The organism is Arthrobacter sp. Ha26 (genome assembly GCF_059091705.1).
Map to the genome: position 1 here is coordinate 162,610 of NZ_JBNHGX010000007.1, position 25,478 is coordinate 188,087.

At 64.7% G+C, this 25,478-nt stretch carries 26 protein-coding genes and 1 tRNA gene; 19 read left to right on the top strand and 8 right to left on the bottom strand.

The genetic code is table 11. The features are described 5' to 3' along the window. The first annotated feature begins 6 nt into the window (after positions 1-6). The 12 genes from rimM (at position 7) to AC5RVY_RS16500 (ending at position 9,743) form a co-directional block, all read left to right on the top strand. Complete coding sequence (gene rimM / locus AC5RVY_RS16445; RefSeq protein ID WP_493955767.1) at positions 7-552, top strand: ribosome maturation factor RimM; 546 nt, start codon at positions 7-9, stop codon at positions 550-552. Next, positions 553-1,365, top strand: coding sequence for a tRNA (guanosine(37)-N1)-methyltransferase TrmD (gene trmD, locus AC5RVY_RS16450; protein ID WP_493955768.1), 813 nt, complete (start codon positions 553-555; stop codon positions 1,363-1,365). Positions 1,366-1,623: 258 nt separating this feature from the next. Continuing rightward, entirely contained in the window at positions 1,624-1,983 is a 360-nt protein-coding gene (rplS, locus tag AC5RVY_RS16455; protein WP_050054723.1) for a 50S ribosomal protein L19, read from the top strand. A gap of 83 nt (positions 1,984-2,066) precedes the next feature. Further along, positions 2,067-2,744, top strand: coding sequence for a signal peptidase I (gene lepB / locus AC5RVY_RS16460; RefSeq protein ID WP_493955769.1), 678 nt, complete (start codon positions 2,067-2,069; stop codon positions 2,742-2,744). Beyond that, entirely contained in the window at positions 2,745-3,566 is an 822-nt protein-coding gene (gene lepB / locus AC5RVY_RS16465) for a signal peptidase I (protein WP_493955770.1), read from the top strand. Positions 3,567-3,568: 2 nt separating this feature from the next. Next, on the top strand, positions 3,569-4,387 hold the full coding sequence (gene rnhB, locus AC5RVY_RS16470; protein WP_493955771.1) for a ribonuclease HII: 819 nt from the start codon (positions 3,569-3,571) through the stop codon (positions 4,385-4,387). 52 nt (positions 4,388-4,439) lie between these two features. Further along, positions 4,440-4,766, top strand: coding sequence for a DUF2469 domain-containing protein (locus AC5RVY_RS16475; RefSeq protein ID WP_013601392.1), 327 nt, complete (start codon positions 4,440-4,442; stop codon positions 4,764-4,766). Positions 4,767-4,886: 120 nt separating this feature from the next. Continuing rightward, entirely contained in the window at positions 4,887-5,243 is a 357-nt protein-coding gene (locus AC5RVY_RS16480; protein ID WP_493955772.1) for a YraN family protein, read from the top strand. Beyond that, complete coding sequence (locus tag AC5RVY_RS16485; RefSeq protein WP_493955773.1) at positions 5,243-6,787, top strand: YifB family Mg chelatase-like AAA ATPase; 1,545 nt, start codon at positions 5,243-5,245, stop codon at positions 6,785-6,787. Before AC5RVY_RS16480 ends, AC5RVY_RS16485 begins: the two co-directional genes overlap by 1 nt. Positions 6,788-6,840: 53 nt before the next feature. Beyond that, a complete protein-coding gene (dprA, locus tag AC5RVY_RS16490; protein ID WP_493955843.1) occupies positions 6,841-7,983 on the top strand; it encodes a DNA-processing protein DprA in 1,143 nt (380 codons plus the stop codon). 76 nt (positions 7,984-8,059) lie between these two features. Continuing rightward, positions 8,060-8,986, top strand: a complete 927-nt coding sequence (locus AC5RVY_RS16495; RefSeq protein ID WP_493955774.1) for a tyrosine recombinase XerC — start codon at positions 8,060-8,062, stop codon at positions 8,984-8,986. Between the two features lie 253 nt (positions 8,987-9,239). Continuing rightward, on the top strand, positions 9,240-9,743 hold the full coding sequence (locus AC5RVY_RS16500; protein ID WP_493955775.1) for a DUF3145 domain-containing protein: 504 nt from the start codon (positions 9,240-9,242) through the stop codon (positions 9,741-9,743). Positions 9,744-9,898: 155 nt separating this feature from the next. Here the strand turns inward: AC5RVY_RS16500 and AC5RVY_RS16505 are convergent, their stop codons facing one another. The 6 genes from AC5RVY_RS16505 to aceE all read right to left on the bottom strand — a co-directional run bounded on the left by AC5RVY_RS16505 (position 9,899) and on the right by aceE (position 17,844). Then, complete coding sequence (locus AC5RVY_RS16505; RefSeq protein WP_493955776.1) at positions 9,899-11,134, bottom strand: beta-ketoacyl-[acyl-carrier-protein] synthase family protein; 1,236 nt, start codon at positions 11,132-11,134, stop codon at positions 9,899-9,901. Between the two features lie 162 nt (positions 11,135-11,296). Continuing rightward, positions 11,297-11,542 carry an acyl carrier protein gene (locus AC5RVY_RS16510; protein WP_009359314.1) on the bottom strand — a complete coding sequence of 82 codons (246 nt, stop codon included), beginning with the start codon at positions 11,540-11,542 and terminating at the stop codon, positions 11,297-11,299. 84 nt (positions 11,543-11,626) lie between these two features. Next, the gene (locus AC5RVY_RS16515) at positions 11,627-12,688 is read right to left on the bottom strand and encodes a beta-ketoacyl-ACP synthase III (protein ID WP_493955777.1); all 1,062 of its coding nucleotides are present in this window, start codon (positions 12,686-12,688) and stop codon (positions 11,627-11,629) included. Continuing rightward, positions 12,685-13,614, bottom strand: coding sequence for an ACP S-malonyltransferase (locus AC5RVY_RS16520; protein ID WP_493955778.1), 930 nt, complete (start codon positions 13,612-13,614; stop codon positions 12,685-12,687). Before AC5RVY_RS16520 ends, AC5RVY_RS16515 begins: the two co-directional genes overlap by 4 nt. An 88-nt stretch (positions 13,615-13,702) precedes the next feature. Beyond that, positions 13,703-14,947, bottom strand: coding sequence for a PucR family transcriptional regulator (locus AC5RVY_RS16525; protein ID WP_493955779.1), 1,245 nt, complete (start codon positions 14,945-14,947; stop codon positions 13,703-13,705). A 155-nt stretch (positions 14,948-15,102) separates the two neighbouring features. Continuing rightward, positions 15,103-17,844, bottom strand: a complete 2,742-nt coding sequence (gene aceE / locus AC5RVY_RS16530; protein ID WP_493955780.1) for a pyruvate dehydrogenase (acetyl-transferring), homodimeric type — start codon at positions 17,842-17,844, stop codon at positions 15,103-15,105. A gap of 426 nt (positions 17,845-18,270) precedes the next feature. Here aceE and AC5RVY_RS16535 point away from each other — a divergent pair, with 426 nt between their 5' ends. The 7 genes from AC5RVY_RS16535 to AC5RVY_RS16565 all read left to right on the top strand — a co-directional run bounded on the left by AC5RVY_RS16535 (position 18,271) and on the right by AC5RVY_RS16565 (position 23,394). Continuing rightward, entirely contained in the window at positions 18,271-18,690 is a 420-nt protein-coding gene (locus AC5RVY_RS16535; RefSeq protein WP_493955844.1) for a DUF3052 domain-containing protein, read from the top strand. Then, complete coding sequence (locus tag AC5RVY_RS16540) at positions 18,687-19,181, top strand: peroxiredoxin (protein ID WP_493955781.1); 495 nt, start codon at positions 18,687-18,689, stop codon at positions 19,179-19,181. The genes AC5RVY_RS16535 and AC5RVY_RS16540 overlap by 4 nt, the downstream gene beginning before the upstream one ends. Before the next feature lie 7 nt (positions 19,182-19,188). After that, entirely contained in the window at positions 19,189-20,142 is a 954-nt protein-coding gene (locus AC5RVY_RS16545; RefSeq protein WP_493955782.1) for an NAD-dependent protein deacetylase, read from the top strand. A gap of 73 nt (positions 20,143-20,215) precedes the next feature. Beyond that, a tRNA-Val gene (locus tag AC5RVY_RS16550) sits at positions 20,216-20,291 on the top strand. A 216-nt stretch (positions 20,292-20,507) separates the two neighbouring features. Then, entirely contained in the window at positions 20,508-20,798 is a 291-nt protein-coding gene (locus AC5RVY_RS16555; RefSeq protein ID WP_493955783.1) for a hypothetical protein, read from the top strand. A 294-nt stretch (positions 20,799-21,092) separates the two neighbouring features. Further along, positions 21,093-21,890, top strand: coding sequence for an IclR family transcriptional regulator (locus AC5RVY_RS16560; protein ID WP_493955784.1), 798 nt, complete (start codon positions 21,093-21,095; stop codon positions 21,888-21,890). A gap of 157 nt (positions 21,891-22,047) precedes the next feature. Further along, positions 22,048-23,394, top strand: a complete 1,347-nt coding sequence (locus AC5RVY_RS16565) for an MFS transporter (RefSeq protein WP_493955785.1) — start codon at positions 22,048-22,050, stop codon at positions 23,392-23,394. Between the two features lie 79 nt (positions 23,395-23,473). Here AC5RVY_RS16565 and AC5RVY_RS16570 read toward each other — a convergent pair whose 3' ends face one another. After that, positions 23,474-24,538, bottom strand: a complete 1,065-nt coding sequence (locus AC5RVY_RS16570) for a D-2-hydroxyacid dehydrogenase (RefSeq protein ID WP_493955786.1) — start codon at positions 24,536-24,538, stop codon at positions 23,474-23,476. A 136-nt stretch (positions 24,539-24,674) separates the two neighbouring features. Beyond that, positions 24,675-25,400, bottom strand: coding sequence for a FadR/GntR family transcriptional regulator (locus AC5RVY_RS16575; protein WP_493955787.1), 726 nt, complete (start codon positions 25,398-25,400; stop codon positions 24,675-24,677). Positions 25,401-25,478 lie beyond the last annotated feature (78 nt).

Here is a 25,478-nt window from a genome sequence, read left to right on the forward strand (position 1 = left end):
GAACACATGCAGCTTCAGGTGGCACGAATCGGCAAACCCCACGGCATCCGGGGGGAAGTAACCGTCCAGGTCCTCACGGACGCGCCTGAGGACCGGTTTATGCCGGGCACCGAATTCGTGGTCGAACCGGCCACGGCCGGTCCGCTGACCGTCAGCAGCGCCCGCTGGAACAAGGACATCCTCCTTCTGGGCTTCGAGGAAATTGAAACCCGCAACGAGGCGGAAACCCTGCGCGGAGCCAAGCTCTTCATTGAAACCGAAGAACTCGACGAGGATGACGACGAAGGCTGGTACGAGCACGAACTGATAGGGCTCGAGGCCCGGGTGGGATCCGAGGTGGTGGGCAAGATTGCCGCGCTTAACACCATGCCGGTCCAGGACCTGCTGGTGGTCACCACACCCGGCGGGGACGAGGTGCTCATTCCCTTCGTTGAGCAGATCGTGCCCGAGGTCAACATCGAGGAAGGGTTCGTTCTCCTCACCCCGCCGGACGGCCTGTTCGAACTCAACTCGGACCAGGATGCCGACGCCGGTCCGGAAAGCAACGCCTAGATGCGGATCGACGTCGTCAGTATCTTCCCCGAGTACCTGGCGCCGCTGGAACTCTCCCTGATCGGGAAAGCCCGCCAGGACGGATTGCTGGACCTGCATGTGCTAGATCTACGCGCTTTCACCACCGACAGGCACCGCACCGTCGACGACACCCCGTACGGGGGCGGCGCGGGAATGGTGATGAAGCCTGAGCCTTGGGCTCAGGCCCTGTCATCGATTGTGGAGGGGCGGGCCCAGGACGCAGGCAAACCGGTACTGATCGTCCCGTCGCCGGCGGGGGAGCGGTTCACCCAGTCCCTCGCCTACGAACTGGCCGAACAGGAGCACCTCGCGTTTGCCTGCGGGCGCTACGAGGGCATCGACGAGCGGGTCATCGAATGGGCCAGTGAACATTTCACCGTCCGCCCCGTCAGTCTGGGCGATTACGTCCTGAACGGCGGCGAAGTGGCGGTCCTGGCCATGGTCGAAGCCATCGGCAGGCTCCTGCCCGGCGTGGTGGGCAACCCCGAGTCGCTCGTGGAAGAGTCCCACTCCGACGGGCTGCTGGAGTACCCGGTCTACACCAAGCCGTCGGTTTGGCGGGAGCGCGAGGTGCCACCAGTCCTGCTCAGCGGCAACCACGGCAGGATTGCCCAGTGGCGCCGGCATGAACAGTTCCGCCGGACGGCGGAGCGCCGCCCGGACCTGCTCGAAGCGTTCGACGCCCGCACGCTTCCCCGTGCCGACCGCACCGCACTGCAGGACCTGGGGTACGACATCGTGGACGGCCGGCTGCAGCGCCGCCCCGCCCGGCCGGACGAACAGGAGGACTGACCGGCCCGTCCCGCGGTCTCGGGCGTCGTGGGATTGGCTGTCCGACCCGGATTGTGGCAAAATTAGTCCTTGTGTCTGCTGGGTCCGCACCTGCCACAGGGGGAGCGTAACCAACAGCTCAGACAACCGGCCACGTCAATCAGTGAAGTAGCCGGACCACCAAACTTTCGGCAGCAATCTCCGGTGCGCCATCAGCGTCCGGGATTGGCTGCCGTGACCCAAAGTGAATGACCTGTGGCGTTTACCAGGAGTGCAATCATGCATATTCTCGATTCCGTAGATGCAGCCTCGCTGCGCACCGATGTTCCTGCTTTCCGCGCGGGTGACACCCTCAAGGTTCACGTGAACATCATCGAAGGCAAGAACACCCGTGTCCAGGTATTCCAGGGCTTCGTCCTGGGCCGCCAGGGCGAAGGCGTCCGCGAAACCTTTACCGTCCGCAAGGTCTCCTTCGGTGTCGGCGTGGAGCGTACCTTCCCGGTGCACTCCCCGATCATCGAAAAGATCGAGGTCGTTACCAAGGGTGACGTCCGCCGCGCCAAGCTGTACTACATGCGCGCACTGCGCGGCAAGGCTGCGAAGATCAAGGAAAAGCGCGACTTCAGCACCGCCAAGTAAGTCCAGCCGGACCTACACAGGCAGGGCCGCAGCCGTACCCGGCCAGCGCCGGAGCCATGCACCAGCGCCCAGGATACGGACTTATGGACCAGACAAAACGCCAGCCCGCAAAAACGGGCTGGCGTTTTGTGTTCCTTGCCTTCGTGCTGGCCGTCGCGGTGGGCGGACTGCTCCGCTCGCTCTGGCTCGACGTCTATTACATTCCCTCCGAGTCGATGGAACCGCTCCTCCGGGGCGGGGACCGCATCCTGGTTTCGCGCACCGATTTCCGGGCCGAACCCATCCGGCGGGGGGACATCGTGGTCTTTGACGGCCGGGGAACCTTCGCGCCCCTCAACAGCGGAAAGGGCCCACTGGCGGATGCCGCGGCCGGCATCACCCAATGGCTCGGCCTCACGGGCAGCGACACCACTTATGTGAAGCGCGTCATCGGCCTTCCCGGGGACACCGTGGCCTGCTGCGATGGAGGCGGGAAAATTACGGTCAACGGCGAACCAGTCACTGAGCCCTACGTCTTTCCCGGCGATGCCCCCAGCACCCAAAAGTTCACCGCAGAAGTCCCCGACGGGCGGCTGTGGCTCCTGGGTGACCACCGGTCGGTGTCCGCCGACTCCCGGAGCCTTCTCGGCGCGCCCGGCGGAGGAATGGTGCCCGTGGACAGAGTGATCGGCAGGCCCGTCCGGATCGTCTGGCCCCTTGATAGATTTGCTGAAGTACCCCGGCCGTCAGCGGCAGGACCTCTAACAGAGAACGGACAGTAGATGCCCGAGAACCACCCGCGGACCCCCGAGCCGCGTCCAGACGGTGCGCCGGATTCCCCGGTCAGCCCTGGACCGGGAGCAGTTGCGGGTAACGAAGCACCTGCTGCTGCAGGAAGCCGCGCCGAAGCAAAGGCCGCAGAGGAAAAAACCGGCGGAAGCCAGGTACTCGCCTGGCTGAAGGAAATAGCCACAGTGGTGGTCATCGCCGTGGTGCTCTCCTTCCTGATCAAGACCTTCCTGTTCCGGGCCTTCTTCATCCCCTCCGAGTCCATGGTGAACACCCTGGACATAGACGACCGGATCTTCGTCAACCTCCTGGTGCCTGAACCCTTCTCATTGAGCCGCGGGGATGTGGTGGTTTTCCGTGACACCAAGGGCTGGCTGCCGGCCGCGCCGGAAAAGACCGACGGCCCGTTCACCTGGGTCCAGGACGGCCTGACCTTTGTTGGCCTCCTGCCGGACAACTCTGAGCAACACCTGGTCAAGAGGGTCATCGGGCTGCCGGGGGACCACGTGGTCTGCTGTGACGCCGGCGGTAAACTGACGATTAACGGGACCGCCATCGACGAGAAATACATCAATCCCGCCGAGGTCCCGCAGGTCCGCAACTTCGATGTCACTGTCCCCGAAGGCAAGGTGTGGGTGATGGGCGATAACCGTAACCATTCCGCAGACTCCCGCGCCCACATGGATACCGACGGCGGGTTCATCGACCTCGCCGACCTTGAGGGCAAGGCTGCTGTCATCGCGTGGCCGCTGAGCCGGATCACCACTTTGGACAACTACCCGGATGTGTTCCGGAACGTACCGGCGGCACCCTGACCATGTCCCCGGTAGTCAAAGCCGGCCCGGCAAAGAACGGTACGGCACAGGGGCGGGCCGGCTCCGCCAAGGCGGCGGGCCCCTCGAAAGCCCCCACGCTGCGGCACGAACGGACGTTCAAAGCCCAGGGGGTGCGCCTCGTTGCCGGGGTGGACGAGGTGGGCCGGGGCGCCCTCGCCGGGCCGGTCAGTGTCGGCATCGCCGTCGTGGACCTGGAGCGCCAGCGTCCACTGGCCGGGGTGCGGGACAGTAAACTCCTCAGTCGCGCCGAACGTGAACGGCTTGACCCGCTGGTCCGCCGATGGAGTGTGGCCTCCGCCGTGGGGCACGCCTCGGCGCAGGAGATCGATTCCATCGGCATCATTGCTGCACTGCGTTTGGCAGGGACCCGCGCCTGGCAGGAGATCCTCGCGGCAGGCGTGACCCCGGACATGGTGCTCCTGGACGGCAGCCATAACTGGCTTTCCCCCGCACAACAGCTGTCCCTCTTCGACCAACCGGTCCTTGACGCCTCCTGCGACGCGCCCGTGCACACCAAGATCAAGGCTGACATGCAGTGCCTGAGCGTGGCAGCGGCGAGCGTGATAGCCAAGGTTGAGCGGGACCGGAAAATGTGTGAGCTGCATGCTGAATACCCGGACTTCGGCTGGGACATCAACAAGGGCTATGCCACCGTGCTGCACCGGGACGTCCTCCGTGCGGCAGGGCCCACCCCTTACCATCGGGTGAGCTGGCGCCTGCTCGGCGGGGAACTGCTGGATGACGGCCCGGACAGTGGCCTGGGTGGCGACGGCGGCGACCTGGCCGCGGCGGAAGACTGACCCGGCCAGGTACGGGGCACCAGCCGCGCCGGACATGGTGCAAGATGGAAGCATGAGTGCTGAGGATCTTGAAAACTATGAAACCGACATGGAGCTGCAGCTCTATCGTGAATACCGCGACGTCGTCGGACTGTTCAGCTACGTTGTCGAGACCGAACGGCGCTTCTACCTGGCCAACCACGTGGACCTCCAGGCCCGCAGCGCCGACGGCGAAGTTTACTTCGACCTGACCCTCCAGGACGCCTGGGTGTGGGATGTTTACCGCTCCGCGCGGTTCGTTAAGAGTGTGCGGGTCCTGACGTTCAAGGACGTCAACGTGGAGGAGCTTCCGCGCAACGAGGAACTTGCGCTGCCCAAGGACGTTGACCTGGGCCAGTAGCACCAGCGGCCCGGCGCAACCTGTCCTGCACATGGCCTCCTGAGTTCGTTTTGTACACATACGGGATGAGCTCCCTTACCTCCGCAACCATGCCGCCGCAGGCTGGTTGCGGAGGTAGAAATGAAATCAAAAGACCTGTTGGGCCGCCGCGGTGAGGACCTTGCCGCCGGTTATCTCGAATCCCTTGGCATGCTGGTGGTTGAGCGCAACTGGCGTTGCACCGAAGGCGAGATAGACATTGTGGCCCTTGACGGCGATGCCCTGGTCATTGCCGAAGTAAAAACCCGCCGATCCCTGGATTACGGCCATCCCTTTGAGGCCGTCGGCCCCGAGAAGCTTGCCCGCCTGCACCGCCTCGGTTCTGCATGGTGCCGGGACCGTGAGCTGCGGATGCCGCTGCGCCGGGTGGATGTCATCGGGGTAGTGGACGACGGCGGCGGCGAACCTTTGGTGGAGCACCTCAAGGGGGTGGGGTGATGGCCCTGGGCAGAACCTACTCCATCGCCCTGGTCGGGTTGAACGGCTACATCGTGGAGGTCGAGGCAGACATCGGCCAGACCCTGCCGGCATTCGTCCTCCTCGGACTGCCGGACGCTTCATTGAATGAGGCCAAGGAGCGAATCCGCTCAGCAGCCAAGAACTCCGGGATTCCACTGAGCCGCCGGAAGATCACCGCAAACCTCATTCCGGCGTCGCTGCCCAAACGGGGTTCGGGTTTCGATTTGGCCGTCACCATGGCAGTTCTTCGGGCAGCAAATGACATCAAGCCCACCGGAAACACTGTTTTCATTGCTGAGCTGGGGCTGGACGGAAGGTTGCGCCCTGTCCGCGGGATCCTGCCCGCTGTAATGGCATCCGTCCACGCGGGCTATCCGGACGTTGTAGTGGCGCATGCCAACCTGGCCGAGGCTGCCCTGGTCCCCGGCGCCAATGTCAGGGGCTACCGTACGCTAGCCCGTCTGGCCCTGGACTTTGGCGCGGACCCGCAGGAGCTGGCACTGGATTTTGAACCCGAGGAACCGGACTTCCCGGCCGACGAGCAGGAGGAAGGGGGAAGCTACCCGGACATGGCTGACGTTTCCGGCCAGGGCGATGCGCGAAGGGCCTTGGAGGTGGCGGCAGCCGGGGCGCATCATCTCCTCCTGATGGGGCCGCCGGGTGCAGGTAAAACCATGCTGGCCGAACGCCTTCCCGGGCTGTTGCCGGACCTTGCCGACCATGAGGCCATGGAAGTCACCGCCATCCATTCGCTCTGTGGCCTGCCGTCGTCCTCGTCCCAGTTGCTGCGGCGCCCGCCCTTTGAAAGCCCGCACCATTCCGCCACAGCTGCCGCGATCATTGGCGGCGGATCCGGCCTGCCCAGGCCGGGGGCTGCCTCCCGCGCCCACCGGGGCGTCCTCTTCCTGGACGAGGCCCCCGAGTATGAACGCCGTGTCCTCGACGCGCTGCGCCAGCCGCTGGAGAGCGGCGAACTCGTGATTCACCGGTCGGCCGGCACGGCTGCCTATCCTGCACGGTTCCAGCTGGTCCTTGCAGCCAATCCCTGCCCCTGCGGCAAAGCGTCCGGCAAAGGGCTGGACTGCACATGCACACCGATGATGCGGCGCCGCTACCTCGCCAGGATGTCCGGACCGCTCCTGGACCGGGTGGATATCCAGCTCCAGGTGGACCGGGTCTCCTTGGCCGAGTTCGGGCAGGGAGGCGCCGAGGAGGACACCGCGTCCGTTGCCGCCCGGGTCCGCGAAGCACGGGGGCAGCAGCTTGAACGGCTGCAGCCGTTCGGGCTTGAAACAAATTCACAGGTCCCGGGCCGCGTTCTCCGGGGAAAACTTCGGCTGCCGCCGGCATCCACCCGCATCCTGGACCATTCGCTCGAGCGCGGCGTCCTCACGGCCCGCGGTTATGACCGGGTTCTCCGTTTGGCCTGGACCATGGCCGACCTTGGGCACCGGGAACGTCCGGACGCCAACGATATAGGGCAGGCCCTGGGACTGCGCCAGGCCGCGGCGGCAGCAGCATGAAGGAGACTGGAGTGGATGCCGACAGGCTCTCCCGGGCTGCGCTTGCCCGGCTGATGGAGCCGCAGGATGCTGCCGGCCTGGCACTCGTGCAAATTTGCGGCGCGGTGGATGCCCTGCGCATTGCCACGGGGCAGGTGGCGGCCGGAGCCGAACTGGAGCGTGAGATCACATCAGTGCTTGCAGACAGCGGGTCCGCGACCAGCTGGTCCGGGATGGCCGCATCCTTGAAACGCTGGCAGCCGCGGATTCCGGACTTGGCCCCGGAGCGTGACCTGGCCACCATGGCGCGGCTCGGGGGAAGGCTGATTATTCCGTCGGACGAATTGTGGCCCGTCCAGCTCTCCGACCTGGGGATCCAGGAGCCGCTCTGCCTGTGGTGGCGGGGACAGGAGCAGCCCCTTCCTGCGTTGGACAAATGCATTGCCCTTGTCGGGTCGCGGGACAGCACCAGCTACGGGGCATCGGTAACAGGAGACATCGCCTATTCTCTGGCGCAGCGGGGCCTCACCGTGGTTTCCGGCGGTGCCTACGGCATTGATGCCCACGCGCACAGGGCAGCGCTTGCCGGCGCCTCGGCTGCCGTGCCCACCATCGCAGTCATGGCCGGCGGTGTTGACCGCTTCTACCCGTCGGGCAACGAAGATCTGCTTCGTGCAGTCTGCAATCAGGGGGCAGTAATCGCCGAAGTTCCTCCCGGGTCAGCGCCCACCCGGTACCGCTTCCTGCAGCGGAACAGGCTCATCGCCGCCCTGGCGGCGGTTACGGTTGTTGTGGAAGCGAGATGGCGCTCCGGAGCCTTGAACACCGCACACCACGCCGAGACCCTGGGCCGGGCAGTAGGCGCCGTTCCCGGTTCGGTCCACAGTGCCAATTCGGCCGGCTGCCACCGGCTGCTTCGGGACGGCGGGGCCGTTTGCGTCACCGACGCCGCCGAGGTTGCCGAACTGGCAGGGTCAAGCGGGGCCGGTCTTCCGGAACAACGACAGGGAGCAGCGGAGGTCCAGGACGGGCTCACCCTGGAAGACCTGATCCTCCTGGATGCGCTTCCGCTGCGGGCCACCACGTCGGTCGAGAAGCTCTGTTCGGTGGCCGGGCTCGGGCAGGACTCCGTACGGGCAGGCCTCGGCCGCCTGGGTTTGCTCGGACTGGCGGTGTCGGAGCGTGGCGGCTGGAAACGCGGCAAGGCATCAGGATGAGGTTGCCGGGGCGCCCGCCACTCTCTAACACCGTGTCCAGCGAGGCGCGGGCAGCTGGAACTGAGACAGTAAGAGAGTGGAAAACAAGGAGCTGCCCCCGGAGCTTGGCGAAGCGCTCGAAGCCTTCGCCGCCCACCTGACAGGGGAGCGGGCGCTATCGGAGCACACCCGGCGTGCCTACCTGGGGGACCTGCGGGGACTGCTTGCCCACGCGTCCTCCGAAGGGGTTGCTGTGCTCAGAGACCTGGAGCTCGGAACCCTTCGCCGCTGGCTCGGAGGCCAAGCCCAGGCGGGGGTAGCCCGTGCAACATTGTCGAGGCGGTCAGCGACCGCCAGGGCCTTCACCGCCTGGGCCTTGCGGGAGGAACGCATCAGCGCTGATCCTGCCCTGAGGCTCAAGGCACCCAAACGTGAGCAGTCCCTGCCGGGGGTCCTGCAGTCCCAGCAACTGACACGGTTGCTGACCACGTTGGCGGAAGATGCATCGGCGGGTGAGCCCCTGCCCCTGCGGGACCGGGCTATCGTGGAATTGCTCTATGCCACGGGTGTCCGGGTGGGCGAGCTGACGGGCCTGGACATTGATGACCTGGACCCGGACCGGCGTACCCTGCGCGTGATTGGAAAAGGCAACAAGGAACGCACGGTCCCTTACGGCGTCCCGGCGGCGCTCGCATTGGACGACTGGCTCCGGCGGGGCAGGCCGAAGTTCGTAAAGGGCACCAGCGGCCCCGCTCTCTTCCTGGGCCCCCGGGGAGGGCGGGTGGACCAGCGGCAGGTCCGCTCCCTGGTCAACGTGCTTTTCGAGGCCTTGGGCGACACCTCAGTCTCCGGTCCCCATGCCCTCCGGCACTCGGCGGCCACACACCTGTTGGACGGCGGCGCCGACCTTCGGGCAGTCCAGGAGATCCTTGGCCACAGCAGCCTCGCCACCACCCAGATATACACCCACGTATCTGTGGACCGGCTGCGGAAAAGCTACCAGCAGGCACACCCCAGGGCATGACCGGGGGGACGTAACCAACCTCCCGAATCGCACTGGCGTAATTACGCGGGGTACGGCACAATTAGAGTCACGTCCGGCAACTTTCAAGTCCCGCTTGAAGCTCCATAGCTTTCGGCAGGCCAGCAAGTCCGGACATCGCTTAATCTGACAGTTGAATATCGAGGCAGGGAGCAGGCCCCGCAGTGCAGGGCACAGCAGTTCCATCCAGGCAGAGGTCGTTGGGGAAGACGTACCTAGAGCTATGGAGGATGGAATGTCTGTTGCAATGACCCGCGGTGTGCTGTTTGTTCACTCAGCCCCAACTGCTTTGTGCCCTCACGTTGAGTGGGCCATCGGCTCCGTCGTGGATAAGCGGACGGATCTTGAGTGGACCCCTCAACCTGCCGCGCCGGGAATGTTCCGGGCGGAGCTTTCCTGGACCGGCGTGCCCGGAACGGGGGCGCAGTTGGCCTCCTCACTCCGCGGCTGGGCCCACCTCCGCTACGAGGTTACTGAGGAACCGAGCCAGGGCGTCGACGGCGGGCGCTGGTCCCACACACCCGAATTAGGCATCTTCCACGCAGTCACCGACGTCCACGGGAACATCATGGTTTCCGAAGACCGGATCCGCTACGCCTACGAATCCGGCGCCGGAGACCCGGCCGCCGTTTACCACGAGCTTTCGCTGGCACTGGGTGAGGCATGGGACGAGGAACTCGAGCCCTTCCGGCACGCTGCCGAGGGCGCGCCTGTCCGTTGGCTGCACCAGGTGGGCTAAACACGCCAGGCCTGACCCGCCGTCGTCCGCGTCTGGCCATGCGGATGCACGTACACGCGACTAAAGCCAACTCCATAGCAACAGGGAAGGCCCCGCCGGTTGGCGGGGCCTTCTCCATTGCTTGCCGGGTGTGGAACGAAAGTTCCGGGCAGGTGCTAGACGCTGCGGACAGCCACCACGGCGTTGTGTCCGCCGAAGCCAAACGAGTTGCTCAGGGCCACGATGCTGCCCGAGGGCAGGTCCCTGGCGGACGTGACCACGTCGAGCGGGATCTCGGGATCCTGGTTCTCGAGGTTGATCGTCACCGGTGCCTTCCGATCGTAGACGGCCAGCACGGTGAGGACAGCCTCAACGGCACCGGAGGCCCCCAGGAGATGCCCCATCTGCGACTTGGTGGCAGAGACCGCCACATTGTCCACGTGGTTGCCCAGGGCGGCGCGGAGCGCGGTGTATTCGGGCTTGTCTCCCACAGGGGTGGAGGTAGCATGGGCATTTACGTGCACCACGTCCTCAGCCTGGATCCGGCCATCGAACATGGCCGCCTTGAGGGCGCGGGTGGCACCAAGGCCTGCCGGGTCCGGGGCGGTGATGTGGTAAGCGTCGGCTGTGACGGAGGTCCCGGCGAGTTCGCCGTAGATGCGGGCTCCACGGGCGAGGGCGTGCTCCTCTGCCTCGAGGACCAAGGCTCCTGCACCCTCGCCCATCACAAAGCCGTCACGCGCAGTGTCGTACGGGCGGGAGGCGCCCTGGGGATCGTCATTGCGGCGGGACAGCGCCTGCATGGAGGCGAACGCGGCAAGCGGCATCGGGTGGATGGCTGCTTCGGCGCCGCCGCACATCACCACATCTGCCTTGCCGGAACGGATCAGTTCCAGGCCCAGGTGCATGGCCTCCGTGCCGGATGCACAGGCGGAAACCGGGGTGTGGGCTCCGGCGCGGGCGCCGAGGTCCAGGCTGACGGCTGCGGCCACGCCGTTGGGCATCAGCATGGGAACAGTCATGGGGAGGACGCGGCGCGGGCCTTTTTCCTTCAGGGTGTCCCAGGCGTCCAGCAGCGTCCATACGCCGCCGATGCCCGTGGCAAAAGCCACTGCCAGCCGGTCCTTGTCAAACTCGGTGATGCCGGAGTCGGCCCAGGCTTCACGGGCAGCAATAACACCGAACTGTGTTGAGGGGTCCATCCGCTTTGCCTCAACGCGGCTCAGCACGTCCACCGCAGGGGTGCTGCAGCGGGCTGCGAAATGGACGGGCAGCTCGTACTTGGCCACCCAGTCGTCCTCCAGGGTACGGGCACCGGAGACCCCCTTGAGCGCGTTGTTCCACATTGTGGGTACATCGCCGCCGATGGGTGTGGTGGCACCCAGACCGGTAATGACTACTTTGCGTGTCATGGGATCACTCTTTCTGCGGTGGGAATCCGTCTGCCGGAGGGTCCCGCGTTTTGATGGTCGACGCCGTTGCATGCGCAAGGGGCCGGAAAATGCGGCGGGCTGCCGGTCCGGTCATCCGGACCGGCAGCCCAGCCAAGCCGTAGGGACGGCCGAAGCCTGTGGCTAGGCCTGTGCTCCAGCGATGAAGCTGACGGCGTCGCCGACGGTCTTGAGGTTCTTGACCTCTTCGTCCGGGATGCGCACGCCGAACTTCTCTTCGGCGTTGACCACGATGGTCATCATGGAGATGGAGTCGATGTCCAGGTCCTCGGTGAAAGACTTGTCCAGCTCCACGGCCTCCGGGGCAAGACCGGTTTCTTCGTTGACGATTTCAGCCAGGCCGGCCAGGATCTCTTCGTTGCTAGCCATGTGATGGCTCCTTTTCTTGTTATTTGCCGGCAGGGGCCTGCCGGAAATGGTTCAGGACGCGGTTGCGGCCTGTTGGGGGCGTTTCTAGGGAAGGACGATTACCTGTGCGCCGAAGACCAGCCCGGCGCCAAAACCGATCTGCAGGGCCAGCCCGCCGCTCAATTCCGGCTTTTCCGCCAACAGGCGGTGCGTAGCCAGCGGGATGGACGCTGCGGAGGTGTTGCCAGCATCGGCGATGTCCCGTGCCACTGTAACTGTCTCAGGCAGCTTCAGCTTCTTCACCATCTCATCAATGATGCGCATGTTGGCCTGGTGAGGGATGAATGCCACCAGGTCCTCGGCCTCCACGCCGGCCGCGTCGAGGGCCTGCTGGGCCACTTTCGCCATTTCCCAGACGGCCCAGCGGAACACGGTCTGTCCGTCCTGGCGCAGCGTGGGATACAGTTCCTGGGCCTCTTCAAGCAGGGCGAGATCACCCGTGGAGTCGGACTGGCGGGCGGCCAGGCCGAGGTCGCGGACGTCGAGCATGGACCGGGTCATGCCGATTGCGTCCCACTTGCTGCCGTCCGAGCCCCACACAGAGGGCGCGATTCCGGGAGTATCCGAGGGACCGATGACGACGGCGCCGGCACCGTCCCCGAGCAGGAAGGAGATGGTGCGTTCCCGGTTATCAATAACGTCGGAGAGCTTTTCGGCCCCGACCACCAGTACGTACTTGGCGGCTCCGGACCGGACCAGCGCGTCACCCTGGGCGATGCCGTAGCAGTAACCTGCGCAGGCGGCGGAGATGTCAAAGGCGGGGGCCGGGGTTGCACCCAGCCGGTCCGCGAGGCTCGCAGCGGCCGACGGCGTCGCGTACGGGTGGGTGACCGTGGAGACGATAACCGCGCCCAGGTCAGAGCCCGTGATCCCGGCTTTTTCCATCGCTTCGCGGGCAGCGCCCTCGGCCATGTCGATGACGCTGACGTCTGCAGGGGCGCGGTGCCGGGTGATGATCCCTGTGCGCTGGCGGATCCATTCATCCGAGGAGTCGATCCACTGGCAGACGTCTTCGTTGGTGACAATCACGTCAGGGCGGTAGGCACCGAGTCCCACAATCCGGGTGTGCTCCTGAAGGGGAGCCTGCTTCAGCGTAGGAACGCTCATGCGTTGCCCTCCAGTTCTGCGAAAAGCGCCAGGGCGGCGGAAAGGTCATCGGGTGTCTTAACCGCAACGGTCTTGACGCCCGGCATGCCCCGCTTTGCGAGCCCGGCCAGCGTGCCGGCGGGGGCCAGTTCAATGACGCCGGTGACGCCGCGCTGGACAAGGGCGTCCATGCAAAGGTCCCAGCGGACGGGGCGGGACACCTGGGCGATGAGGCTTTCGACGGCGGCGCCTCCGTCGGGGACCTCTCCGCCGTCGTAATTCGACAGGAGGGGAACCTTCGGGGCGTGCGGCTTCAGCTGTGGTTCCAGCACCTTGAGGGCGCTGACGGCGGGAGACATGTGGCTGGTGTGGAAGGCCCCGGCCACCTTCAGCGGAATGACGCGTGCCTTCGCCGGCGGGTTGTCCGCAAGGACCTTGAGCTGCTCGAAGGTTCCGGCAGCAACCGTCTGGCCCGCGCCGTTGACGTTTGCGGGGGTGGCGCCTGCGGCTTCTATGGCGGCCAGGACCTCAGCCGGATCTCCGCCCACCACGGCACTCATGCCGGTGGGAGTGACGGACGCGGCAGCCGCCATGCTGTTGGCCCGCTCGCGGACGAACGTCATGGCCTCCTGCTCGGTGAGGACTCCGGCAAGTGCCGATGCCGTGATTTCACCGACAGAGTGCCCTGCCAGGATCACCGGCAGCGAGTTCAGTTCCACGTCGAAAAGGGACGCGGCGGCGACCAGTCCGGCTGCAACGATCAGGGGCTGCGCCACGGCAGTGTCCTTGATGGTTTCTTCATCCGAGGTGGTCCCGTGCGCGATCAGGTCAATGCCTGCGATGTCGCTCAGGGCGGCCAGCTGGCCCGCCACCGGGGGCAGCTCCAGCCAGGGGGCCAGAAAACCCGGGGTTTGCGAGCCCTGTCCAGGGCAGACTATTGCAAGCACGTAACCAGCTTTCCAAACTACTGTGTGATCGAGCGGTGTTTGTCCGCACCAAGCTCAAGGGGTCAGGTTGTAGGAAGTCTACAACGCCTCAGGTCTGGTTCCGCGACGGATGCCGCTCCGCGGCCGCTTTGGGCGGGGCTGAAAGACGGCCAACCACGAGGGCTGCCTGAAGGACAAACGCCTCGCGCGGCAGGAGCGGATCCCAGCCCGTGACGTCGCAAACCCGCTTCAACCGGTACCTGACCGTGTTGGCATGGACAAAGAGCTCCCGCGCTGTTGCCTCCAGGGAATGGCCCAGTTCCAGGTAGGTTCCGAGGGTTTCCACCAGGCCATTTGAGGCTGCCAGGAGCGGCCGGTAAATGTTTTTGACCAGGGAACGGCGGGCTGCGTCGTCCCCTGAGATCACCCGTTCGGGGAGGAGGTCATCAGCAGCCACCGGCCGCGGAGCGGAAGGCCAGGCGCGCGCCGCGGTAAGGCCGGCGAACGCGGACTGGGCAGAACCGCTCGCCTCCAGCAGGGAACCCGCCTCCGGGCCGTACACCACGGGGCCGGGAGCGAACATATCGCTGAGCTTCACGTAGGCGGATTCCCGGTCCGATACGCCGCCCAGGATCAGGATGAGCCGGTCGCCCTGGATTCCAACGAGCGCGTCCTCCGCGTAGCGGCCTGCCATCCGCCGAAGCTCACTGACGTAGCTGGCGCTGGGCTCCGATGGGGAATTGCCCACCATCACCGTGAACCGTTCCTGCGCCTTCCAGCCCAGGGCAGCGATGCGTGAGCGCAGGGCGTCAGTGTTTTCGCCGCGCAGGATCGCATCAACGATCAGCGCTTCCAACCGGGTGTCCCACGATCCGCGGGATTCGGCCGCCCGCGCATAGACGTCCGCGGCTGCAAAGGCCACCTCGCGTGAGTATCGCAGCACGGCCTCGCGCAGGGACGGCTGGTCAGCCTCCGGCGCGATAACGGGAACTTGGTCTTCCACCACCTCCACCACGATCCGGATCAGCTGCAGCGCTTTTTGCAGGCTGATGGAGCGGGTCAGTTCAGTGGGCGCAGTGCCGAAAACGTCAGTGAGGATCCACGAGGGCGAACTCGGGCGTTCGTACCAGGTCACAAATGCCGCGATGCCGTTCTGTGCCACCATGCCAAGGGCGGAACGCTCATCCGAGCTGAGCCGGCTGTACCAGGGCAGCGATTTTTCCAGTTCCCGCATGGTTGTGGTGGAAAGCTGGCCCACGTTGGCACGCAGCTTCTTCAAGGTTTCGGACTTCTCCGGAGTGACCCTGGGCGGGGACTGTTTGCGCTTGGCAGACGGTGCGGACGGTGCTGGCATTCTTTGAGCATACGGCCACCGACCTGCAAGCTCCATTTGTGCGAAGGCTACAATCCCGTTGGTCGTGCGTCACAGCTGCTTCGCCGCGGAACAGACGACGGCGGCCCCAGCCTTCCGGTGGGGCCGCCATCGCGGTTCTTCATTTCGGGTGGAGGTTATGCCTCGCCTCCGGCGTTGCCGGTGGAACCGGCATTCACATTGTGAAGCCGGTACTTCTCAATCGCCTTGATCGGTGCCTGGGCATCAACCTCACCGCGGCGGGCCAGCATCTCCAGCGACCGCACCACGATGGAGTGGATGTCGTTTTTGAAGAAGCGGCGGGCTGCGGCGCGGGTGTCGGAGAAGCCGAAGCCGTCGGCGCCGAGGGTGGCGAATTCGTTGGGCACGAACTGGCGGATCTGGTCCGGGACGGCTTTCATGTAGTCGGACACGGCGACGACGGGGCCGGTGGCGCCTTCGAGCTGTTGGGTGACGAAGGGGACGCGGGCGGGCTGGCCCGGGTTGAGGAAGGCTTCCTCCTCCGCGGCCATCCCGTCGCGGCGCAGTTCGTTCCAGGAGGTCACGGACCAGACGTCGGCGGAGACACCCCAGTCATCGGCCAGCAGCTGCTGGGCCTCCAAAGCCCAGGGCACGGACACGCCGGAGGCCAGGATCTGGGTCCGGGGACCGTCGATCTTTGCCGGGGCGAGCAGGTAGATGCCCTTGATAACGCCTTCTACGTCCAGCTCTTCGGGTTCGGCGGGCTGGGTGATCGGCTCGTTGTACACGGTGAGGTAGTACATCAGGTTCCGGTCTTCCGAGTCCGGCCCGTACATGCGTTCGAGGCCGTCGCGGATTATGTGGCCCATTTCGTAGCCGTAGGCGGGGTCGTAGGTGACGACGGCGGGGTTGGTGGAGGCGAGCAGGGGGGAGTGGCCGTCGGCGTGCTGGAGTCCTTCGCCGGTGAGGGTGGTCCGTCCTGCGGTGGCGCCGATGATGAAGCCGCGGGTCATTTGGTCTGCTGCTGCCCAGAAGGCGTCGCCGGTGCGCTGGAAGCCAAACATGGAGTAGAAGACGTAGACCGGGACCAGGGGTACGCCGTGGGTGGCGTAGGCGGTGCCGGCGGCGGTGAAGGCTGCCACGGCGCCGGCTTCGTTGATGCCGGGGTGGATCAGCTGGCCTGCGGGGGATTCCTTGTAGGCCAGGACCAGGTCCCGGTCCACGGAGAGGTAGTTCTGCCCCTTGGGGTTGTAGATCTTCGCTGTGGGGAAGAACGCGTCCATCCCGAAGGTCCGTGCCTCGTCCGGGATGATCGGGGCGATGTGCTTGCCGAACTCCTTGTCCCGCATCAGGTCCTTGAGCAGACGCACGAAGGCCATGGTGGTGGCGGCCTGCTGCTTGCCTGAACCGCGTTTGGCCACCTCGTAGGACTTCGCGTCCGGCAGGGTGATCTGGGCGTGCTTGGACCGGCGTTCCGGAACAGACCCGCCCAGGGCTGCCCGGCGCTCCATCATGTACTGGATCTCCGGCGCGTCCGTGCCCGGGTGGAAGTAGGGCGGCTGGTACGGGTCTTTTTCGAGCTGCTCATCCGTGACCGGGATCCGCAGGTGGTCGCGGAACTTCTTCAGGTCATCGAGGGTGAGTTTTTTCATTTGGTGGGTCGCGTTGCGGCCTTCGAAGTGGGGTCCGAGTCCGTAGCCCTTGACGGTTTTGGCGAGGATGACGGTGGGTTTGCCCTTGAATTCGGTGGCTGCCTTGTACGCGGCGTAGACCTTGCGGTAGTCGTGGCCGCCGCGTTTGAGGTTCCAGATCTGGTCATCGGTCAGGTCCGCGACCAGGTCCTTGGTGGCCGGGTCCTTGCCGAAGAAGTGTTCCCGGACGAACCCGCCGGATTCGGCCTTGTAGGTCTGGTAGTCCCCGTCGGGGGTTTCGTTCATGATCTTCACCAGCGACCCGTCGGTGTCGCGGGCCAGCAGGTCATCCCATTCCCGGCCCCAGACCACCTTGATCACGTTCCAGCCCGCGCCGCGGAAGAACGCTTCGAGTTCCTGCATGATCTTGCCGTTGCCGCGCACCGGCCCGTCCAGGCGCTGGAGGTTGCAGTTGATCACGAAGTTCAGGTTGTCCAGGTTCTCGTTCGCGGCGAGCTGGAGCAGGCCGCGGGACTCGGGCTCGTCCATTTCCCCGTCACCCAAAAACGCCCAGACCTGCTGGTCGGAGGTGTCTTTCAGGCCCCGGTTATGCAGGTACCGGTTGGACTGGGCCTGGTAGATCGCGTTCATCGGCCCGATCCCCATCGACACCGTGGGGAACTCCCAGAACTGCGGCATCAGGCGCGGGTGCGGGTAGGAGGACAGGGCGTGTCCTTCCCGGGACTTTTCCTGCCGGAACCCGTCCAGGTCCTGCTCCGAGAGCCGGCCTTCCATAAACGCCCTGGCGTACATGCCGGGGGAGGCGTGGCCCTGGAAGAACACCTGGTCCCCGCCGCCGGGGTGGTCCTTGCCGCGGAAGAAATGGTTGAACCCCACCTCGTACAGGGTCGCCGCGCCGGCGTAGGTGGAGATATGCCCGCCCACACCAATGTTGGGCCGCTGCGAGCGGTGGACCATCACCGCGGCGTTCCAGCGCATGTACGCCCGGTACCGGCGCTCGTATTCCTCGTTGCCCGGGAACTGCGCCTCCTGGTCCACCGGGATGGTGTTCACATAATCGGTGGTGGTCACCATCGGCACGCCCACGCTCTGCGCACCCGCGCGCTGCAGCAGGCTCCGCATGATGTATTGCGCACGCTCGGTGCCCTGTTCCCTGATCAACGAATCCAGGGACTCAACCCACTCGGCGGTCTCTTCCGGATCACGATCAGGCAGCTGGTTAGTCAACCCGCTGAGGATATGGGAGGTATCTTCTCCTGCAGCCACGTCCAACCTCTCTTTGCGCGCATTGATGGCGCACTCAGGCCGGGCAGGGTGACCGCCCGGCGTATATACGCCGTGTGCGACGTATCGGTTACAACAGCCCGGTCATGTGTGCCGGGCAGGGTCCTAGCATTCCTACGTCTGCATTGGAGTTACAGGGTTGTTGCCCCGCAGGCATAGTTGTCACCTGCCACTCTAACTCTCACCTCAGGGCGATGCGTAGCCGCGGCTTGGGCGGCTCTGTTGTATTTCGCCGTCATACTGGTTGTGTGACGAAAAGCCGCTGCGACGCGTGCTGCCCGTCCCGGTGTGACGCAGAATATGCCGAGCTCAGGGGGCTGCAGCTTGAAGCGCAGGCACAAAGGGTGTTGGCTTGGGAGTAATGGAAATCACTATGCGCACAGCATGCATGAGGCATTGGAGGAACACGTGAGCGAGGCCGACGCCGCCACTTCGGTAAATGTGGCGGAAAAATTGGGTTTCAAGAACGGGGATCTGATTCAGGAGTTCGGTTACGACGACGACGTCGATTTCGACTTGCGTGACGACATTGAGGACCTTACGGGTTCCGAGTTGCTGGATGAGGACGATCACGAAGTGGCAGATGCCGTCATCCTCTGGTGGCGCGACGGCGACGGCGACCTCGTGGACAGTCTGATGGATTCGTTGACCACGCTGGGGGAAAACGGCGTTGTGTGGGTGCTCACCCCGAAGTCCGGGCGCGACGGCTATGTGTCGCCGTCGGACATTCAGGAAGCTGCGCCAACAGCCGGCCTGCATGTGACAACCTCGGCAGGAGTCTCCAAGGACTGGAGCGCGGCGCGCCTGGTCAGCAGGAAAAACAAGTGACGGCAGCGCTTAGCGCTGCACCTGTAGCTGTGCCCCCAGTTGGCGGGCCGGCACCAGACTTCGAGCTCGCCAACCAGTACGGCGAGCCGGTCCGGCTATCATCCTTTCAAGGCCGGAACGTAGTCCTGGTGTTTTATCCGTTCGCGTTTTCCGGCATCTGCACGGGCGAACTCTGCGAGATCCGGGACAACCTGGCCATGTTCGAAGACGCGGACGCCACGGTCCTGGCCATCTCCGTCGACAGCAAGTTCAGCCTGCGCGCCTATGCCGCCCAGGAAGAATACAGCTTTGATTTGCTGGCAGATTTCTGGCCCCACGGCGGGGTGGCCGCTGCCTACGGCGTCTTTGACGAAGGCAGCGGCATGGCGAAGCGCGGCACTTTCATCATCGACGCGGCCGGGATAATCCGGTATTCGGTAGTGAACCCCCGAGGCCAGGCACGGGACCTGCAGGAATACCGTGCCGCATTGGCGGGCTTGGGGCAGGACTGAGGAAGCCATGGCAGAGCAGCGGGCAGGGGTAGGCCTGACAGGCTTTGCCAGCATGCCGCCGGTGGCGGCAGCGATTCCCTCTCCCGGGGAGCGTGAGATCCTGCTCAGCATCCGGGACGTCCTGGCCGGCAGGCGGTTTGCCTTGCTCACCGGTGCGGGACTGAGCACCGACTCCGGAATTCCGGACTACCGGGGCCCCGGTTCGCCGCCCCGTTCACCCATGACCTATCAGGAGTTCGTCAAGGACGCGGCCAACCGTCAACGGTACTGGGCCCGGAATCATATCGGCTGGTCGCACCTGCGGCACGCGGATCCCAATCAGGGGCATTTTGCTGCTGCAGAGCTCGAGCGGCGCGGCTACCTCACCGGCTTGATCACGCAGAACGTTGACCGGCTCCACGAAGACGCAGGCAGCGTCAATGTGGTGGACCTGCATGGAAGGTATGACCAGGTGGTGTGCCTGGCATGCCGGCGGACGTACACCCGGCGCCTGCTGGCAGGAGTACTGGAGGAGCTGAATCCGGGCTTCCTGTCCCGGGCGGAGGAAACAGGCCTGGTGGAGATGGCTCCGGATGCGGATGCCACCGTTGAGGACCAGACCCTGATCAGCAGTTTTGTTGTCGCTGTTTGCCCTGCCTGTGGTGGGACACTCAAGCCCGACTTTGTCTACTTTGGCGAGAACGTGCCCAAGGACCGGGTGGAACGGTCATACCGGATGGTTGACGAGGCAGATGCCCTGGTGGTCGCCGGGTCATCGCTGACGGTAATGAGCGGATTGCGCTTCGTCCGACATGCCGCCAAGGACGGAAAACCCGTGGTCATCATCAACCGGGGGGCCACGCGGGGTGATGACAAGGCCAGCATCAAGCTGGAAGCCGGTGTAGGTGAATCTCTAGCATGGCTTGCTGCCGAGCTTCCGCCCCTCCAGGTGCGCCTGGCACCATCACCGCACGCCGATTAGCGTTTGGAGCCCGGGGTCGGGTAGAGTCTATGTTCGTTGGTTGCGGCGTTGAAGCGCCGGATTCAGCATTTTTGGGTCTTTAGCTCAGCTGGTAGAGCGCCACGTTTACACCGTGGATGTCATCGGTTCGATCCCGGTAGGACCCACCAAGGAAACCCTGTTGTTCCCGCCCGCGCGGCGGAACAGCAGGGTTTTTTCTTAACGCCCCATCACACCTCCTACAGTGAACCGGGGACCCTCCATCTCCTCCTGCAGGCACCCGGTGGACGTATTGCCCGAAGCAGGCTCCCGCCCACACCCTGCTGTCCGCAATCCTGCTTTTGGCGTAACCGAAGAATGTCGGGGCCCCGCCGTAAGTTGCCGCTATGGAACATGTGATGGTGCGGACGGGAATCAACGGAACGCCGACGGCAGTCATCGCCAACGGCAGGGAGTGGGCCGTGGGTGCCGAACCGGTGCGCTGGTTTGAGCGCGTTAACTGGTGGGAAGTTAATCGGAGGATGCCGAAGGGCTTTAGCCGGGTGGACGTGGAGGTCCTGCAGGTCCAGGTAAGGCTGGGCGGCAACAGCGGCTCTGCTTTAACCACCATGCTGCTGGAACGTGATGGCCTGGGCGGCGGATGGCGCCTGCGGGAGGCTATAGCGGACGCCGCCTGATGGGCGGTCCCGGCGGGCGCCGCTATCAGCCGGGCAACGTCGGCCGCAAAATCAGGACCTGCGGCCGGGCAGTGGAAAACCCTCCACCGCGACTATTGGGGGATGCCGCGGTGGAGGGTCTGAAATGAATATACCGTGAACTTCCGGAAACATGAAGCGGCCCGCCCAGTGTGTCGGAGCCCAGCACGGGAGGGCGGTGGAAGCCGCCGCCGCACACCACCCGAGCCATTAGGATGGTTGGTGTTCAGCTGGATGAACAGCGGAACCAGCGCAGGCGCCTACATAAGGAGAATCATGGCCGATTCCCGTAACTCACGAACATCTGACGGTCTGGGAAGCGCCTCGCCGGCGCCCGCTGTCACCCGTGCGGCCGCGGTGCTGGACGCCCTCGCAGCATCAGCAACCGGACGGCTGACCCTCAGCGACCTTGCCCGTGAGCTGGGAATCCCGAAGTCGTCAACGTCCAATCTCCTCCTGGCCCTGGAGGAAGCCCGCCTTATCAGCAGGCAAGGGGCGGAGTTCACTCTGGGCCGCAAACTTGTTGAACTCGGTGCCGCCTACCTGAGCCGGCTGGACGAGGTGCAGGAGTTCTACCGGTACTGCGAACAGGCGCCCACTCTCTCCAGGGAGACCGTCCGGATCGCCATGCTGGACGGAGCGAACGTCATTTACCTTGCCCGCTATGAAGGCCACCCTGCTGTCAGGCTGACCTCCAATATCGGTGACAAGATGCCGGTGTCATTGTGCGCTGTAGGCAAGGCGTTGATCGCCCGGTTGCGGGACCACGACCTCGATGACATGTTTCCTGACGACGCGCAGTTGCCTGTTATGACGCCCAAGTCCCTCCGGACCGGCGCGGAGCTCAAGGCCCAGCTGCGCACCATCCGCGAGCAGGGTTACGCCTTTGAGGACGAGGAGTCCACCACGGGGGTGGTGTGCCTTGCGGTATCGGTCCCCACCAGGGGTGCCCACGGTCCCAGCCTGGGCCTTTCAGTAACTGCCCTGAAGGCCACCTACACCGAGGAGCAGGGCTCACAAATGGTCAAGGAGCTCCGGGAACTGGCACGTTCCCTCGGCAATCCCATGGGTTAGGCGTCGGAGGCTGCGTAGCGGAAGCAAAAGAATCGCACTGGGGCACTTGCTCGTTGTTCAACTTACTGTACTCTGTTCAATATAGTGACCAGCACAACATGTGCCGTCGCTGACCCACCAGGCCAACGGGGGCCTGGCGTGTGATGAGGGAGTTCTTGTGACAACTCGTACTAATGCACCGCAGGCCGTGGACGGCGCCGCCGTCGAACCGGACCAACTGCGAAGGGCAACTCTTGCCAGTTCCGTCGGCTCCGCACTGGAGTACTACGACTTCTACATTTACGGCCTGGCCTCGGCGCTGATTTTTGGGCCACTCTTTTTTGCACCATTGGGTGAAAGTGGCGCCGTTATAGCTTCCTTTGCCACCTATGGCGTGGGATTCGCCGCACGGCCCTTTGGGGGCGTCGTCTTCGGCTACATCGGAGACAGGTACGGGCGGAAGATGGTCCTTATCCTCACCATCGGCCTCATGGGCATGGCCAGCTTCGCCATCGGCCTGCTGCCGACCTTTGAGCAGGCAGGCATGCTTGGTGCGGTCCTCCTGGTGGCTCTGCGCATCATCCAAGGTCTGGGTGCCGGCGCAGAGCAGGCCGGCGCCACGACGCTGATTTCCGAAGTCGCACCGCGCCGTCGTCGTGGGTTCTTCGCCTCGCTGCCGTTCGTCGGCATCCAGTTGGGCACACTCCTGGGCGCCGGCACCTTTGCCCTGATGGCGCTGGCGGACAAGGCCGTCCTGCAGGGATGGCTGTGGCGGGTGCCCTTCCTGGCCAGCGTTATCCTCATTGCGATTGCCGTCTTTATCCGCCTTCGGCTGAAGGAGACCCCGGTTTTCCAGGAGCTGGAAAAGCATAAAGCCGTGGTGAAGAACCCGGTGGGCCAGATCTGGAAGCACTCGAAGAAAAGCGTCCTGGTGGGCATCGGCCTGCGAATGGGCGAAAACGGCAACTCCTCCATCTATTCAGCACTCCTGGTGTCCTTCATCAGCATGCCCGCAGGTGTGTTCGCCGGCGATAAGTTCATTGGCCCTACCGGGCTGCTGATCGCCGCGGCCTTTGCAGCGGTTATGGTGGTGACCTTCGGCGCCCTCTCCGACCGTTTTGGCCGCGTCCCGGTGTACAGGTACGGTGCATTATTCCAGGCCCTCATCGCCCTCCCGGCGTTCTACCTTGTAACCCTCGGCAACGTCACCCTCGTCTGGGTGGTCATGGTGGTGGGCATCGCCCTGGGCGTGCAGTCAATGCTCGGTCCGCAGTGCGCCCTGCTGCCGGAGCTCTTTGGCTCCCAGCACCGGTTTACCGGCGTTGCACTGAGCCGGGAACTGTCCGCCGTGCTCGCCGGGGGCTTTGCCCCCATGATCGGCGTCGCCCTGCTCGCCGCCACAAACCACTCGTGGCTGGTTCCCGCCGTCTATTCGCTGGTCCTGGCATCGATTTCCTTCGTGGCCACGTTCTTCACGCCCGAAACCGTGGGCCGGGACCTGGTGCTCGTGGAGGACGCCAGCTAGGCCGGCTTTCCACGAAATAGGGCGGCTTCCCCGTATTTGGGGAGGCCGCCCTTTCGCTGCGCCTAACCGGGCCGCGGGTTTAGTAGTAGTGGATCGTGTCCACCAGGTGGGGGAGTTCGCCGCCGTCGAGGAAGATGCGCAGATTGCTGCAGAAGCGCTCGGTGATCAGCCGGTTTTCTGCTGCACTGAGCGCTGACGTGTGGGGCGAAACCAGCACGTTCGGATGCCTCCACAGCGGGCTGTCCTGGGGAAGCGGCTCCACGGCGAAAACGTCCAGGCAGGCATAGGCGACCTGCCCGTTGTCCAGGGCCACCAGCAGGGCGTCCTCGTCCACCACTGTTCCCCTGCCCACATTAACGAAGACGGTGCCGGGCTTCATGGCAGCGAACACATCGTGGTTGAAGAGCTTTTCAGTGTATGGCGTTCCGGGCAGCGTGTTGACCACCGCATCGGCCCCTGCCAGGAGCGCCGGAAGACCCTCATTGGTGGAAACTTTGTCGATCCCTTCCAGCGCTTCCACGGTCCGTTTGGTGCCGCTGACCTTCATCCCCAGGGCGCGGGCGAGGCGGGCGGTCTCCATACCGATTTCGCCCAGCCCGGCCACAACCAGCGTGGAGCCACTGATGAGGCGGGTAGGAGTCCTGAGTTCGGGCCATACCTTGGCTTCCTGGTCCCGGGCAAGCTCGGCGGTGCGCTTGAAGCCGTTGAGGATTCCCATGGTGGCGAACTCTGCCAGCGGCAGCGCGTGTACTCCGGCGGAGGTTGTCACCTTGAACTTCCGCAGCGTTTCCTGGTCGAGCCCGGAGGCCTTGACCGCCCCGCCGGCTCCGGCCGCCATCGCGTGGACCCACTGGAGGTGCGGGTTGCTGTGGGCGACGCGGGCAAGGCCGGCAGGGCTTTCGTTGGGCATGCCGTAAAGGACCTGCGCCTGGTTGACCATGGCCCAGTACCGTTCCTCCTGACCGGGCGACCGCTCAAAGGCTGGATCCCCGGCATGGTCGGCAGGATAGCGCTCAGGGGGCAACAGTTCCGGTTCATAGAGCACGGTGATGGAAGGGTCGACGGCGCGGATGCGGTCCACCAGCTCTGCTTCGAGCGGGACAGCAATGGCCACAGTGATAGAAGGAGTCATAGTGTTCATCATACTGAATAGCGACTAAGATACTGAACGATTCAGTCCCAAGAATGTGAAACCGAAGGCAAAGACCAAAGGAACAGGTCACTGCTGGCCGTTCTGGACGATTCAGTCCCGCAGCATCAAAAAGCCGTGTAGCAACCTGTCAGCGGCGGACCGGAATGAACACCCTGGGCTGCTCCGTCCAGGTATCCGACATCTGCGACATGGTCCGGCGCATGATCCGGTCCGAGGCGTCCCGTGCCGCAGCGCCATCGCCCCGGGAGATAGCCTCCGCAACGTCCACGTGCCATTGAAGGGCTGCCTCGTGCGGATGGTCGGGCATGAGGCCGTGGACCGTGCGTCCCGTCAGGGTTTCGGCAACCTGCCCCATCAGGTTGGCGAACATCTCATTGCCCGAACCGGAGAGCAGCAGGGAATGGAACTGGATATCCAGCTCCAGGAAACGTGGCACCTCACCGTTATGCCCGGCGTCGCGCATGGCGTAGGCAACATCCACCAGCTCGAGGCGCAGCGGCGCAGGCGCGTTCTGGGCGGCGAGTTCGGCTGCTGCGGGTTCGACGGCGGCACGCAGTTCCGCCAGTGAGCGCAGCTGTGCGCCGCGTGCATCACTGGCCAGCCGCCACCGGATGACTTGGGGATCAAAAGGGTTCCAGCGGCTGGGCGGCAGCACGCGGATGCCTACCCGCTTCGTGGTTTCCACCAGGCCCAAGGACTGCAGCACGCGGACAGCTTCGCGGATGACCGACCGCGAAACCTTCAGCTCGTCCTCCAGCTGCTCCGCCAGCATCACGTGGCCCGCGGGCAGGTTGCCCGAGATAATACGGGTGCCAAGATTCTCGATGGCACGGTGATGCAGGCTGGTGGTCATGAAACCAAGCCTAGTGCGGCCGGGTACCCGGACTGCCTTTTCTGCTGGACGGCCCAGGACACAAAAGGTTCCAATAGG